Below are 13,069 nucleotides of genomic sequence, written 5' to 3'. Positions count from 1 at the left end.
GTGGACGGCGGCGCACCGGGGCGGTCAGGACGTGGGCTTGGGCAGGCCGGGCGGGTTGATCTCCGACCGCGTGACGGCCTCGCCGGACAGGCCCCAGCGCGCGAGCACCTTGGCATAGGAGCCGTCCTGGATGACGTGGTCGAGGGCCGCGGCGTACGCCTCGACGAGGCCGCTGCCCTTCTTCGTCGTGGCGGCGATCTCCCCCTGGAGTCCCGCGCCGCCCCCGGAGTAGGTGCCGGCGATCTCGGTCTGTCCGGCGGACGCGACGTGGTAGGCGGCCGACGGGTTCGGGCCCAGGTAGGCGTCGATGCGCCCGGACTGGAGGGCGAGGTAGTAGTCCGTCGCCGTCTGGTAGTACTTCACGTTCACGGGCTTGCGCCCGGCCTTGACGTCCTCGGCACTCCAGTCGAGGAGGATCTTCTCCTGGTTGGTGCCGGAGCTCACCGCGATCGTCTTCCCCGCCACGTCCGCGGGTCCGTTGACCTTCCAGCCCGCGCCCTTCTTCGTCTCGAAGGCGAGCTGGTCCTTGCGGTAGGTGGCGAAGTCGTACTTCTCCTTGCGCTCCTCGGTCACGGTGACGTTGGAGAACACCCCGTCGAACTTGCCGCTGTCGAGGCCGACGAAGAGGTTCTCCCAGGAGACCGGCTGGAACTTCGCCTGCACCCCGAGGGTGTCCGCGACCAGCGTGGCGATGTCCAGCTCGACGCCGATGGGCGTCTTGTCGTCGGTGGCGTAGAAGCTGAGCGGCGGCACCGAGCCGGTCGCCACGCCCACGTTCAGGGTGCCGCGGCCGCGCACGGCCGCCGGGAGCTTGGCGGCGATCGCGTCGACCTTCTGCTCCCTGATGCGCTTCTGGTCCGGGCCGAGGTTGATGCCGGTGCCCTTGGCACCCTTGGGGGCGACGTCGGCGGTGGCGGCGTCGCCGGTGCCGCAGCCGGCCAGGAGGCCGGCGGTGGCGATCGTGGCGACGAGGGCGGCGAGGGTGCGGCGCGTGGACACGTACGTTCTCCTGAGGAAGAGGGACATCACAGCACCTTGGAAAGGAAGGCGCGGGTGCGCTCGTGGCGCGGGGCGTCGAGGACCTCGGCGGGCGGGCCCTGCTCGACGATCGCCCCGTCGTCCATGAAGACGACGGTGTCGGCGACCTCGCGGGCGAAGCCGATCTCGTGCGTGACGACGATCATCGTGGTGCCGGATGCGGCCAAGTCCTTGATGACGTCGAGGACTTCGCCCACCAGCTCGGGGTCGAGCGCGGAGGTCGGCTCGTCGAAGAGCAGCAGTTTGGGTTCGAGGGCGAGCGCGCGGGCGATGGCGACGCGCTGCTGCTGTCCGCCGGAGAGCTGCTTGGGGTAGGCGTCCGCCTTGTCGGACAGGCCCACCCGGGCGAGCAGCTTCTCGGCGGCGGCCACCGCGTCCCTGCGCGGCCGCTTGAGGGCGGCCACCGGAGCCTCGATGACGTTGTCGAGGACGGTGAGGTGCGGGAAGAGGTTGAAGTTCTGGAAGACGAAGCCGATCTGGGTGCGCTGTTTCAGGACCTCGCGCTCGCGCAGCTCGTACAGCTTGTCGCCGGAGCGGCGGTAGCCGACGAGCGTGCCGTCGACCGTGATCCAGCCACTGTCCACCTTCTCCAGGTGGTTGATGGTGCGCAGCAGCGTCGACTTGCCGGAGCCGGAGGGCCCGAGGACGACGGTCACCTCGCCGGCCCGGACGTCGAGGTCGACGCCCCGCAGGACTTCGAGGGAGCCGAAGCTCTTGTGCACGGACCGGACTTCGACCATGGCGGTGCTCATCGTGTGGCCCCCTTCGCGTAGTGGCGTTCGACGTAGTGCTGGAGGACGGAGAGCACGGTGGTGAGCAGCACGTACCAGACCGTGGCGACCATCAGGAGCGGTACGACCCTGCCGTTGCGGCCGTAGATGACCTGGACCTGGTAGAAGAGTTCGCCGATCGCCATGACGGAGACGATCGAGGTGCCCTTGAAGAGCGAGATGATCTCGTTGGCGGCGTTCGGCAGGATCGAGCGCATCGCCTGGGGAAGCACGATCCGGCGGATCTGGCGAAGGCGCGGGATGCCCAGGGCGGCCGCCGCCTCCAACTGGCCTCCGTCGACGGCCAGTACACCGCCGCGCACGATCTCGGCCGCGTACGCCGCCTGGTGCAGGGCGAGTCCGAGGACGGCGGCGCTCATCGCGCCGACGAGCCCCACCGTGTCGAAGGTGAGGAAGCCCGGCCCGAAGGGCACGCCGAACGTCAACTCCTTGTACAGATAGGCCAGGTTGAACCAGAACAGGAGCTGCACGATCAGCGGGATCGAGCGGAACGCCCAGATGTAGCCGAAGGCGACCGTCCGCAGGAACGGGCTGCCCGACAGGCGCATGAAGGCGAGGACGATGCCGATGGCGAAGCCGAGGGCCGTCCCGTAGAAGGTCAGCTGAAGGGTGATCCAGACGGCCTTGAGGATGGTCTCGGTGGTGAAGAAGCGGGCGAAGACGTCCCACTCCCAGGCCGGGTTGGTGAGCAGCCCGTGCCCGAACTGGGCGACGAGCACCGCGGTGACGGCGACGGCGACCCAGCGCCAGGGCCGGCGCACGGGCACCACCTTGAGCGAGGCGTAGTCGGGCCGCACGGCCACGGCGGCCGGGGCGAGGGGTGGATCGCTGGTGAGAGACATGGGGGTCCTTCGGGAACGCGGGGCGACGGGGACGGCGGTCAGGCGCTGACGGGACGACACGCGAGATCGCGCAGGAAGCTCAGCGCGGCGCGGGCCGTGGCGTCGTTCTGCCGGAACGCGGCGCCGCCGGTGCGGGGCCGGGTGAAGGCCCCCGAGGCCCGGGCGACGGTGAACGGGCCGAGCGCGAACCGGCGCGGATGGGGCTGCCCGTCGCGTCCGACGACCCGGCCGTCGGCGGGGTCCACCTGGAGCAGGCCGGTCTCGGCGGCGGCCGCCCCCTCCTCGTACAGGGCTTGCAGCAGGGGGCTGCCGGGGCGCTCCGCGCTGGGTTCGGGAAGCCGGGCCTCGATGAGGGCGGCCGTCTCGATCCACTGCCCGGGCACACTGGCGCTGCCCGCCCGGAAGACCCCGGCCGCCTCGTCGGCCTCGACGGTGACGCCCGCGCCGAGGAACCGTACGACGCCCGCGTCGGACAGGGCGAGCAGCTGCCGCAGCCTGGGCCCGGGCGGGCCGGAGGCCAGGAAGCTGAAGAACCCGTGCCACCAGCCGCCGACGTCCCCGATCCGCTGCAGCTGCCCGTAGACCGAGAGCAGGCCGAGGAACACCGCCAAGTCCACGCTGTGTTCGTCGTCATGACGCCGCGTCAGATCGTCGCCGATGTACGTCCGCAGCCCGTCCTGGAGGCTCGCGTACGAGCCGAAGCGCAGCCCGTCGAGCGGGTGGTCGAGCGCTTCGAGGTCGAGCCGGTCGGCGGGGTCGGGCACGGAGGCCGCGGTCAGGGCCTGGAGTTCGGGGCTGCCGGGGTCGGCCGCGGCGTACTTCTCCTCGAAGTCGGCCCAGCGGACCGCGGTGCGCTCCGGGTGGGCGTGGAAGAGGCGGTGGTAGTGCGCGAAGCCCAGCTCCTTGTCGATGAGGGGCCAGATGTCACGCCGGAAGTCGGGCCGGTCCGGGCGGCTCAGGAGCGCGTCCACCTCGGCGGGGCCGAAGAAGCGGGGCAGCGGCGGTCGCTCTCCGGTCCAGGTGTAGCCGATCTTCGAGTGGTAGGGCACTCCGCGCCGGGAACCGACGTACAGCACGGGTTCGCGGCCCGAGGGGTGGTAGGTGCCGTCCGCGTCGTAGCGGCCGCCGCGCCCTTCGGTGAGCAGGGCCATGAGGTCGACGAAGGCGAGCCCGAAGCCTCGGACGATCACCGGTTCGCCGGGCCGCACGGCCGACAGGTCGCTGTCGGCCGTGAAGGCGGGTGGCAGGTGGAGCAGGCCGTGGCGCTCGGCGAAGTGCGCCAACTCCTGCTGCTCCGGATCGAGTTCGGCGTCCAGGTGGCCGAGGGCGAGGACGACCAGGTCGGCGACGAGCGGCTCGGGTCGGCCCTCAAGCCACACCCGCTGCCGCCCGGCGCGCGGCCCGCCGACCCGGGTGGCCCGCGTGCGGTGCTCGTGCACGGTGACGTTCGGCGGCAGTGCGGCCACGGCGCCCTCGTACACCCAGCGCAGGTATGCGCCCTGGGCCCGCCTGCTGGGGAAGCTCCGGGCGTCCAGGCCGGACCATTCGGCGAGGGTGGGGCCCGGGCGGACCGGGCCCTCCTGCTGGACGGTGTCGTCGGTGAACATGGTGACGTCCTCGGCCATGGAGTTCATCCACAGCAGCGACGACTGGTCGGCCCGCCAGATCCGTCCGGCGCCCGCGGGATGCGGGTCCACCAGGTGGATGTCCAGGGGCTCGTCCCCGTACAGCAGGGGCAGGCTGGCGGCGAGCCGCTCCAGGAACCCGGTGCCGCGGGGTCCCGCTCCGACCACGACGAGGGAGGCGTTCACCGGGCGTCCGCCGAACCGCGCGCGTAGTGGCGCTCGACGTAGTACTGGACCACCGAGAGGAGCGAGGTCACCACGACGTACCAGAGCGTGGCGACGAGCAGCAGCGGGACCACCTGGTAGGTGCGGTGGTAGATCAACTGGGTCGAGTACAAGAGGTCGTTGACGGCGATGATGGAGACGATCGAGGTGCCCTTGAGGGTGCCGATCAGCATGTTCCCGGCGGGCGGCACGATGGAGCGCATGGCCTGCGGCAGCACGATCCTGTGCAGCCTGCGCAGCCGGCTCAGGCCGAGCGACTGGGCGGCCTCCAGCTGGCCGCGCGGCACCGAGAGGATGCCGCCGCGGACGACTTCGGCGGCGTAGGCGGCCTCGTGCAGGGTGAGTCCGACGACGGCGACGGTGACCGGGCCCATCAGATCGACCGTCCGCACCCCGAGGATGCGCGGGTACAGGGCTCCGATGTTGAACCAGAAGAGCAGCTGCACCAGGATCGGCGTCGACCGGAACAGCCAGACGTAACCCCAACTCACCGCCCGCAGAACGGGGTTGGTGGAGAGCCGCATGACCGCGAGGAGCGTGCCGAGCGCGAAGCCGAGGGCCATGACGAGGGCGGTGAGCCACACGGTGAGCCAGAGCCCGCGCAGGACGGCGGTGGTGGCGAAGTAGTCGGCGACCACGCCCCACTGGAAGGCCTCGTTGCGGACGACGGAGTTGATCGCGAGACCGAGCAGCACGAGGACGACAACGGCCGTGATCCGCTGGCCGGTTCGGCGTGCGGGGACGATGCGCGGGACTTCGGGGGCGTCGTCGTCGGCCGCCGTGGACGGGCGTTCGGGGAGGGTGAGGGACATGCGAAGGCTCCGTGGATACAGGGATCGAACACGGGAAAGGCCTTCACGGACACTTGGCGCGGTGGTGCGGGACCGAGCCCCTCAGCACGGTTTCCGGTCCCGAGGCTATGCGGTGCATGCTGGAGGTTGTCAAGCTTGTCCGCACTGTGGGCGTTACGTCTCAGCGCAGTTGACGCGGAAACGGATGCCTGTTCCACTTGGGCCATGCATCCGCAGCAGTGGCTGGTCACGCGCTCCCACATCGACTTCGGTCGAGTGTGGTCCTCTTCCTGTTGAGCTGACTCCCTGCGCGGTCTTCTCCGCGTCCCGCGCCCCGGCGCGCCCCGCGTCCTTCGTGCGCCTTCGCGCCGACCTTTTTCCGCGCCTTCACATCTCCGCTCACTCGCGCACCCCTCCCCTCGTGATGTACCGCGACGCCCCGTCGCCACGCACCGCGACGCCCCCGTCGCGCTGCCGCCCGTGCCACTCGGCCCTTTGGCCTGCCCTGAAACCCTGGAGCACACCCCGTCATGAGCCGGTCCCGAAGCCTGAGCAGATCGCGCAACCTCGCCGCGTTCGCCCTGATCACCGCCGCGGCCCTCGGTCTGACCGCCTGCGGGTCCGGGGACCCGGGCGGGACGGAGCCGGCGGGCGGCGCCGCGCCGGCCGCCGGCCAGAAGGGGAAGATCCCCACCGCCGACGTGGTGTCGGCCGTGCGGAAGGACGAGGCGGCCGCCGCGCTCCTGCCCGCGGACGTCCGCGCCTCGGGCACCCTCACCATCGCCACCAGCGTGGGCACCCCGCCGGGCGCGACCTACCTGGAGGACGGAAAGACGGTGGTCGGCCAGGACGTCGACTTCGCGGACGCCGCCGCCAAAGTGCTCGGCCTGAAGCTGAAGCGCGAAGTGGCCGCGTTCGAGGTGATCCTGCCCGCGCTCGACAGCGGCAAGTACGACCTGGGAACCGGCAACTTCGGCGTCACCGACGCCCGCCGCAAGACCATCGACTTCGTGACGTACATCAACGACGGCCAGGGCTTCGCCGTCCGCAAGGACAGCAAGCTGGCCTCCGTCACCGACCTCGCGCAGCTCTGCGGACTGAACGTGGCCACCGGGGCGGGCACCACGTTCGAGGCGACCCTGGAACAGAACAAGGCCACGTGCGAGGACGCCGGCAAGAAGCCGTACGAGGTGCAGACCTACAGCGACCAGGGCGCCCTGTGGATCTCGCTCCAGCAGGGCCGCAGCGATGTCGTCATGTCGACGATCAACGGGCTGCGGTACGCGGTGGGGCAGCAGGAGGGGCTGAAGTTCCTCAACGAGTACCACCGCCTCGACGTGGGCTTCGCCTTCAAGAAGGGCACCCCGCTGGCGCCGGCCTTCCAGGCCGCGGTGAACCGGCTCAAGCAGGACGGCACGTACGACAGGATCCTGGCGAAGTGGGGCACCACGGGCTCGGGCATCGAGCAGTCCCAGATCTCCCCGCCCGAGCACAAGTAGCTTTTCGCGGGGACGGATTGGGGGTGCCTTTCGGCCGCTCGCGCGGACGGCCGGGGCACCCTCGGCCGTTTCCGGACCCGTGCCCGCCCGCCTGAGCCTCCGTCAGGACCGGCGCGGGCAGGCCGCCCTGGGGTCTTCGGGGCCTGCCGGGGCCCCGACCAACCCCTCGTTCTTCAGTACGGCAGGCACCGTATCGAGCCATCCGTTCACCCGTACGACCCCTGTGTCACTCATGTGGAGGGACATACATAATTTTGTTACTCCGGGCTTCACGTACCGGGCGTATCCCAGAAGATTCCTGACGAATCGCCACATGATCTGTGCCAGTACCGTCACGAATCACCTGCGCGGCGACTATCCACTTGGCGCGGTATCCGCATCATGGACGACCATAGGGATAGGGAACTGAAGAAGCAGCAAGAAGCTGACCGCAGTGAGAGGAGGCGTCCATGGGATCGGTGCGCAAGGCCAGTGCCTGGCTGGGGCTTGTCGAGGACAACGACGACCGCTACTACGACGACGAGTACACCGAGGGTGCCGCCGAGTCCGGCGAGGCCTGGGTGACCGACCCGCGGGTGCGGGTGGCCTCCGAGTCGGCCGAGGAGCAGGGCCGCCGGATCGCCACCGTCACACCGGACGGCTTCCGGGACGCGCGGGGCATCGGCGAGCTCTTCCGTGAGGGCGTGCCGGTCATCGTGAACCTCACGTCCATGGACGCCGGCGACGCCAAGCGCGTCGTCGACTTCGCGGCGGGGCTCACCTTCGGGCTGCGCGGTTCCATCGAGCGCGTGGCGACGAGAGTCTTCCTGCTGACCCCGGCCGACACCCAGATCGTCAGCGGCGAGGCCGCGGGCCGCCAGACCGGCGGCTTCTTCAACCAGAGCTGAGCCCCGGTGCGTTCGGGGCGGGGGCCCTGGGTCGCTCTCCGGGGGAGACCGCGACCAGGGCCGAACCCCCCGGGGATTCCCCGGGGATTCCCCGGGGGAGACGGGCGGTCGCCGGGCCCGGGCGTTCCTAGCGGAACGCGTCGAGTCCGGTGAGCGCCTTGCCGAGCACCAGCTGGTGCATCTCCACGGTGCCCTCGTAGGTGAGCACCGATTCGAGGTTGGTGGCGTGCCGCATCACCGGGTATTCGAGCGAGATCCCGTTCGCGCCGAGGATCGTGCGTGAGGTGCGGCAGATCTCGATCGCCTCGCGCACGTTGTTGAGCTTCCCGAAGCTGACCTGCTCCGGCCGCAGCCGCCCCGCGTCCATGCGGCGCCCGAGGTGGTGGGCGAGCAGGATTCCCTTGTGCAGTTCGAGCGCCATGTCGGCGAGCTTGGCCTGGGTGAGCTGGAAGCCGCCGATGGGCCTGCCGAACTGCTCGCGGGTCTTGGCGTAGTCGACCGCCGCCTCGAAGGAGGCCCGGGCCGCGCCCATCGCGCCCCACACGATTCCGTACCGCGCGTGCGAGAGGCAGCTGAGCGGACCCTTGAGTCCGGTGACGTCCGGCAGCACGGCGTCGGCGGGCAGCCGCACCTCGTCCAGGACCAGCTCGCTGGTGACGCTGGCCCGCAGCGACCACTTGTGCTTGATCTCGGGGGCCGAGAAGCCGGGGGTGTCGGTCGGCACGGCGAAGCCGCGGATGCCGTCGTCGGTCTGGGCCCAGACCACGGCGACCCCGGCCACCGAACCGTTGGTGATCCACATCTTGCGGCCGTTGAGGACCCAGTCGGTGCCGTCCTTCTTGGCGTACGTGCGCATGCCGGCCGGGTCGGAGCCGTGGTCGGGCTCGGTGAGGCCGAAGCAGCCGATGATCTCGCCCGCCGCCATGCCGGGCAGCCAGCGCCGCTTCTGCTCCTCGGAGCCGAACCGCCAGATCGCGTACATGGCGAGCGAGCCCTGGACGGAGACGAGCGAGCGGATGCCGGAGTCGGCGGCCTCCAGCTCCAGGCAGGCGAGCCCGTACTGGACGGCACTGGCGCCCGCGCAGCCGTAGCCGGTCAGGGACATGCCGAGCGCGCCGATCGAGCCGAGTTCGCGGGCCAGTTCACGGATGCCGGGCAGCTCGCCGTTCTCGTACCACTCGGCGATGTGCGGCAGGACCCGGTCGGCGGCCCAGGAGCGCACGGTGTCGCGGACCGCGAGGTCCTCGGGGCTCAGCAGGTCGTCGATGCCGATCGGGTCGGCGGGATCGAAGGGGGGCAGCTTGGAGGAAGGAGCGGACATGGGGGCGCCTCCGCGGCTCTCGCTCAACTAAAACTAGCAGTGTTAGTTATTACCTGAGCGCTGACGTTACGGGTCAGTGTCGCGTGCGTCCAGACTCCGCGGTCGCCACATCGCCGGGCCGGGCCGGGGCGGGGACCTTCAGGGTGTGCTGCGCCGGGCGCGCCTGCTCCCCGCGGCCGGGCTCCGGCTCGGCGTCCCGGTCCTGCCCGGCCACCGAGCAGTCCATGATCCGGGGCAGCCGCAGACCGGCCACCGCGCCGAGGAGCAGCAGCGCGGCGCTGACGAACAGCGTGACGTGCACGCCGTGCACGAAGGAGGTGCGGGCCGCGGCGCGGAGCGCCTGACCGGCCGGGCCACCGAGGCGTTCGGCGACGTCGTAGGCCTCGCCGAGCGAATGGGCCGCGTCGGCGGAGGACTCGGCGGGGACTCCGCGCACGGACGTGAGCCCGGGCGCGTAGGCGGCGTTCATGACGCTGCCGAGGAGCGCGATGCCCATGCCGGCGCCGAGCTGGTAGGAGGTCTCGCCGATGGCGGCCGCGCCGCCGGCCCGCTCGGGCGGGGCCTCGCTGAGCATCGATTCGTACGCGGCGAACAGGGTCGTCTGAAGCCCGAAGCCGAGCATCACGAACGAGACGACCATCAGCGCCGGCCAGTCGGTCTGGCCCATCAGGACGAGGAGGAGCACGGCTCCCGCGGTCAATACGAAGCCCGTACAGACCATGCGGCGCGGGCCGAGCCATCGGATGGTGTACGACCCGGTCGCCCCGGCCGCCATTGCGGCGAAGGTCAGCGGCAGCATGCGCAGACCGGTCTGGAGCGGGGAGAGCCCGAGCACGAGCTGGAGGTACTGGACCGCTATGAGCTCCAGGCCGACGAGCGCCAGCATGGCGACGATGATGCAGCCGACCGAGGTGGAGAAGGCGGGCCGGGAGAACATCCCGATGTCGACGAGGGGGTGCTCGCGGCGGCGCTGCCTGCGGACGAACAGGACGAGCAGGGCGGCGCCGACGCAGAGGGCGGCCGGCGCGCGGCCGTCGAGGAGACCGGCTCCGGTGCCGAGCCGCTTCACGCCGAAGACCACCGCGAGGATGCCGCCTGCCGCCATCAGCGCGCCGAGCACGTCCCAGGGTCCGTCGGAGCTGCCCTTGGACTCGGGCAGGAGCCAGCGGCCCAGGGGAAGGATCAGCGCCATCAGCGGGATGTTGATGAGGAAGACCGAGCCCCACCAGAAGTGCTGCACGAGGAAGCCGCCGAGCACCGGGCCGGTGGCGGCACCGATCGCGGCGACCGCGGTCCAGATGCCGATGGCGGTGGCCCGCTCGCGGCGGTCGGGGAAGACGACGCGCAGGATGGAGAGGGTGGCGGGCATGATCATCGCGCCGCCGATGCCGAGCAGCGCGCGGGCCTCGATGAGCACCGACGCCGACTCGGCCAGGGCGGCGACCGCGGAGGCGGCGCCGAAGATCCCGTAGCCGAGCAGCAGCACCCGGCGCCGCCCGACCCGGTCGCCGAGGGTGCCGAAGAGAATGAGGAGGGCGGCGCAGACCAGCGGGTAGGCGTCGACGATCCACAGGAGTTCCACCGGGCCGGGCCGCAGATCCTCGGTGACCGAGGGGATCGCGACGTGCAGCACGGTGGCGTCGAGCGCCACGAACAGCAGGCTCACGCACAGGACGACGAGGATGACCCAGCGGTTGGCGCCGCCGGCACGGGCGCGCGGCTCCGCACCGGTCATGGTCGTCCCTGTCATGTACGTACCTCCCAGTACTGCGGACCCAGCGGATCCGGGACGGTTCGGCCGGTGCGGACCGTGCCGTCACCTACTCTCGCGGTCGGCGGGCCCGGTGGACCAGTGACCAGCCCCGATCGGGATTCCCGAAGGCCCGGCATCGACGGGCGAGTGGTTCGTCAGCGTACGCGAGTTCGCACCCGTGGCGCGTGGTCCACCTCTCACCGCACAGCCGGCCCCGGTGTGGCGTGCGCCACGCCCACCCGCGGGTCCGCGCCGGACCCCGCCGGCCCCGTGGGGTGATCTTTACGCTCCGTGCAGGACCGGTGACCGAAGCATGAATTCCGCCCGCCCGCCCGGCTAACGGAATTCCGCCGGATAGAAACAGACCTTCGGAGGGTGATCCGAATGAATAGAGGAGAAGGTCCGGGGTATTCGCAAGGGCTCGGGAATAAAGTGGGCCGTGAGACATACTCCACATCACGGCGGCATCACAAAGACCCGGGATCGGCCTGGGCCGTCACTCACTCGCTGTAACGTCGATTGAGTGCGTACTGACCGAATCTTCGCCCGCCTGGACCGGGAGCCCGAGCCACCGAAGATAGAGATCCCGCGGATGAGCCGTCACCGCGTGGTCCTCTTCGGGGCGACGATGGCGTTCTACCTCGCCATCGTCGTCGCTGTGCTGGGCTCCTCCTGGCTCGTCGAGCTGGACTGGAAGGTCATGCTGTACCGGCCGTACGAGCAGTGGCCGCAGCTGCACGCCTTCCTGGACTACTTCGTGGTACTCGGCCAGCGCGGTCCCACCGCGGTGATGGTGATGGCCTGGCTCGGCTGGCGCTCCTGGCGCCAGCACACACTGCGGCCGCTCCTGACCCTCGGGGCGGCCCTTCTGCTGCTCAACATGACGGTCGGTTCGGTCAAGCTCGGCCTCGGACGCCTGGGGCCGCACTACGCCACGCAGATAGGGTCCGCCGAGCTCTTCGCCGGCGGCGACATATTCCCTTCGGGGCACACCGCCAACGCGGTCGTGACCTGGGGCATCCTCGCCTACCTCGCCACCACCCCCCGCGCCAGACGCTGGCTCTCGGTCATTTCGGCCATGGTCGCCCTGGGAGTCGGGGCGACCACCGTGTACCTGGGCACCCACTGGGTGAGCGACGTGCTCCTCGGCTGGGCGGCCGGGCTGCTCATCCTCCTCGCCCTGCCCTGGTTCGAGCCGCTGATCGCCCGCGCGGAGGCCCTCGTCTTCGCGGTGCGCGCGAAGGTGCGCGAGCGCCGTCGGCCCAGCACCACCACCGCGCCGGCCCCGGTGCCCGCCCCCGCGGCGCCCGCGATGGTCCCCCAGCGCGGCCACGACGAGGACGACGTCCCGGTGCGCGAGCCGGTCGGCGCCGCCAGCGGGCGCGGCTCCGGCCGCCCGCTCCCGGCCCGGCCCTACCAGCCGGCCCGTTCGGAGCGGCCCCCGGTCATCCCCTCGGGCACCCGGCGCCCCCCGCACACCGAGCGCTCGCCGCGCACCGCCCCGGCCCGCCCCCTGGGCGGCTGACGGCACCGCGAGCGACGCGCACGGCACCCACGCGGCACGAAGGCCCCCGGCAGCTCGCCGGGGGCCTTCGTCGTGCTCCGCGGGACAGCGGGGGTGGAGGGGCGGAGGGGCGGAGCCCGGCGGGTGGGAAGCGCCGGCGCCGGGCGGGCCGTGCCGGCGGCCGGGGAAGCCTCAGCCGTGCCAGCAGCGCCGCACCCTGCCGTTGTCGACCTCGAAGTTCAGCCGGCCCGCGAGGTACTCCATGGTGATGATCGAGCCCGGCGGCAGCGACCTGACGGTGGACCAGCCGCGCTCCCCGGCAAGGCGCTCGGCCTCCTCGGCGTCGAGGCCCACATAGGACTCGGGGGCGTCGTCGGGATGGGCGGAGTGGGACGGTATGGGTGCCATGCACCCCACCGTAGGCGGGCCGCGGTGCGGACGGAAGCGCGGGGCCCGGCGGGCCGCCGGCCCCGGACGAACCTGCCGGTTGTCCGTCCCCGGTACCCCACCAGTCACACTTCTGTCACAGGATCGGGGGTCGAGTTCGCCTCGAACTCCGTCACTCGTACGGGCAGTTCCTGACCCCTTGCCCAGTTATCGCACGCCATGGTTCCGGCCGGTCGAACGCATTCCCCGAATTGATTCAATTCGCCCGCGGAGCATTGGATCAATTCCCACGCGGCGGCTCCGCGGGCGAAATTGACGGGGCGTAGCCAATTCGCCGCCCCCTTATACGATCCCTACTTCCGACCCCCTGCCCGGCACGGGTCCGCAGCCCTGGCCGGATGACGTA

General features: G+C 71.1%; 11 protein-coding genes. 3 read left to right on the top strand and 8 right to left on the bottom strand.

Features of this window, described 5'->3' with window-relative positions; genetic code table 11:
- Nucleotides 1-24: 24 nt before the first annotated feature.
- Genes IE267_RS28435 through IE267_RS28415 form a run of 5 tightly spaced genes read right to left on the bottom strand, consistent with a single transcriptional unit; the run spans nt 25 to nt 5,333 of the window.
- On the bottom strand, nt 25-999 hold the full coding sequence (locus IE267_RS28435) for an ABC transporter substrate-binding protein (protein WP_167154322.1): 975 nt from the start codon (nt 997-999) through the stop codon (nt 25-27).
- A gap of 26 nt (nt 1,000-1,025) precedes the next feature.
- Entirely contained in the window at nt 1,026-1,778 is a 753-nt protein-coding gene (locus IE267_RS28430) for an amino acid ABC transporter ATP-binding protein (protein ID WP_161249806.1), read from the bottom strand.
- Nucleotides 1,779-1,786: 8 nt separating this feature from the next.
- Nucleotides 1,787-2,671 carry an amino acid ABC transporter permease gene (locus IE267_RS28425; RefSeq protein ID WP_167154319.1) on the bottom strand — a complete coding sequence of 295 codons (885 nt, stop codon included), beginning with the start codon at nt 2,669-2,671 and terminating at the stop codon, nt 1,787-1,789.
- 38 nt (nt 2,672-2,709) lie between these two features.
- Nucleotides 2,710-4,482, bottom strand: coding sequence for an FAD/NAD(P)-binding protein (locus tag IE267_RS28420; protein WP_189765192.1), 1,773 nt, complete (start codon nt 4,480-4,482; stop codon nt 2,710-2,712).
- On the bottom strand, nt 4,479-5,333 hold the full coding sequence (locus IE267_RS28415) for an amino acid ABC transporter permease (RefSeq protein WP_189765191.1): 855 nt from the start codon (nt 5,331-5,333) through the stop codon (nt 4,479-4,481). The genes IE267_RS28420 and IE267_RS28415 overlap by 4 nt, the downstream gene beginning before the upstream one ends.
- Nucleotides 5,334-5,842: 509 nt before the next feature.
- Here IE267_RS28415 and IE267_RS28410 point away from each other — a divergent pair.
- Nucleotides 5,843-6,811, top strand: coding sequence for an ABC transporter substrate-binding protein (locus IE267_RS28410; RefSeq protein ID WP_373304603.1), 969 nt, complete (start codon nt 5,843-5,845; stop codon nt 6,809-6,811).
- 449 nt (nt 6,812-7,260) lie between these two features.
- A complete protein-coding gene (locus tag IE267_RS28405) occupies nt 7,261-7,698 on the top strand; it encodes a cell division protein SepF (RefSeq protein WP_161249792.1) in 438 nt (145 codons plus the stop codon).
- A 127-nt stretch (nt 7,699-7,825) separates the two neighbouring features.
- On the opposite strand, the gene IE267_RS28400 is transcribed toward IE267_RS28405, so the two are convergent.
- Both IE267_RS28400 and IE267_RS28395 read right to left on the bottom strand, forming a co-directional pair.
- On the bottom strand, nt 7,826-9,019 hold the full coding sequence (locus IE267_RS28400; protein WP_189765190.1) for an acyl-CoA dehydrogenase family protein: 1,194 nt from the start codon (nt 9,017-9,019) through the stop codon (nt 7,826-7,828).
- A 73-nt stretch (nt 9,020-9,092) separates the two neighbouring features.
- The gene (locus tag IE267_RS28395; RefSeq protein WP_189765189.1) at nt 9,093-10,769 is read right to left on the bottom strand and encodes an MFS transporter; all 1,677 of its coding nucleotides are present in this window, start codon (nt 10,767-10,769) and stop codon (nt 9,093-9,095) included.
- A gap of 526 nt (nt 10,770-11,295) precedes the next feature.
- Here IE267_RS28395 and IE267_RS28390 point away from each other — a divergent pair.
- Nucleotides 11,296-12,297 carry a phosphatase PAP2 family protein gene (locus IE267_RS28390; RefSeq protein WP_189765188.1) on the top strand — a complete coding sequence of 334 codons (1,002 nt, stop codon included), beginning with the start codon at nt 11,296-11,298 and terminating at the stop codon, nt 12,295-12,297.
- Between the two features lie 171 nt (nt 12,298-12,468).
- On the opposite strand, the gene IE267_RS28385 is transcribed toward IE267_RS28390, so the two are convergent.
- Nucleotides 12,469-12,684 carry an I78 family peptidase inhibitor gene (locus IE267_RS28385; protein WP_161256253.1) on the bottom strand — a complete coding sequence of 72 codons (216 nt, stop codon included), beginning with the start codon at nt 12,682-12,684 and terminating at the stop codon, nt 12,469-12,471.
- Nucleotides 12,685-13,069 lie beyond the last annotated feature (385 nt).

It is taken from the genome of Streptomyces xanthochromogenes, from assembly GCF_014650455.1.
In the GTDB taxonomy this organism is placed as follows: domain Bacteria; phylum Actinomycetota; class Actinomycetes; order Streptomycetales; family Streptomycetaceae; genus Streptomyces; species Streptomyces xanthochromogenes.
This window is presented reverse-complemented; position numbering and strand designations above follow the sequence as displayed.

Coding starts and splice junctions, on each gene's coding strand:
- IE267_RS28405 (WP_161249792.1), top strand. CDS start 7,261: ATGGGATCGGTGCGCAAGGCCAGTGCCTGGCTGGGGCTTGTCGAGGAC.
- IE267_RS28430 (WP_161249806.1), bottom strand. CDS start 1,778: ATGGTCGAAGTCCGGTCCGTGCACAAGAGCTTCGGCTCCCTCGAAGTC.
- IE267_RS28400 (WP_189765190.1), bottom strand. CDS start 9,019: ATGTCCGCTCCTTCCTCCAAGCTGCCCCCCTTCGATCCCGCCGACCCG.
- IE267_RS28415 (WP_189765191.1), bottom strand. CDS start 5,333: ATGTCCCTCACCCTCCCCGAACGCCCGTCCACGGCGGCCGACGACGAC.
- IE267_RS28385 (WP_161256253.1), bottom strand. CDS start 12,684: ATGGCACCCATACCGTCCCACTCCGCCCATCCCGACGACGCCCCCGAG.
- IE267_RS28395 (WP_189765189.1), bottom strand. CDS start 10,769: ATGACAGGGACGACCATGACCGGTGCGGAGCCGCGCGCCCGTGCCGGC.
- IE267_RS28410 (WP_373304603.1), top strand. CDS start 5,843: ATGAGCCGGTCCCGAAGCCTGAGCAGATCGCGCAACCTCGCCGCGTTC.
- IE267_RS28425 (WP_167154319.1), bottom strand. CDS start 2,671: ATGTCTCTCACCAGCGATCCACCCCTCGCCCCGGCCGCCGTGGCCGTG.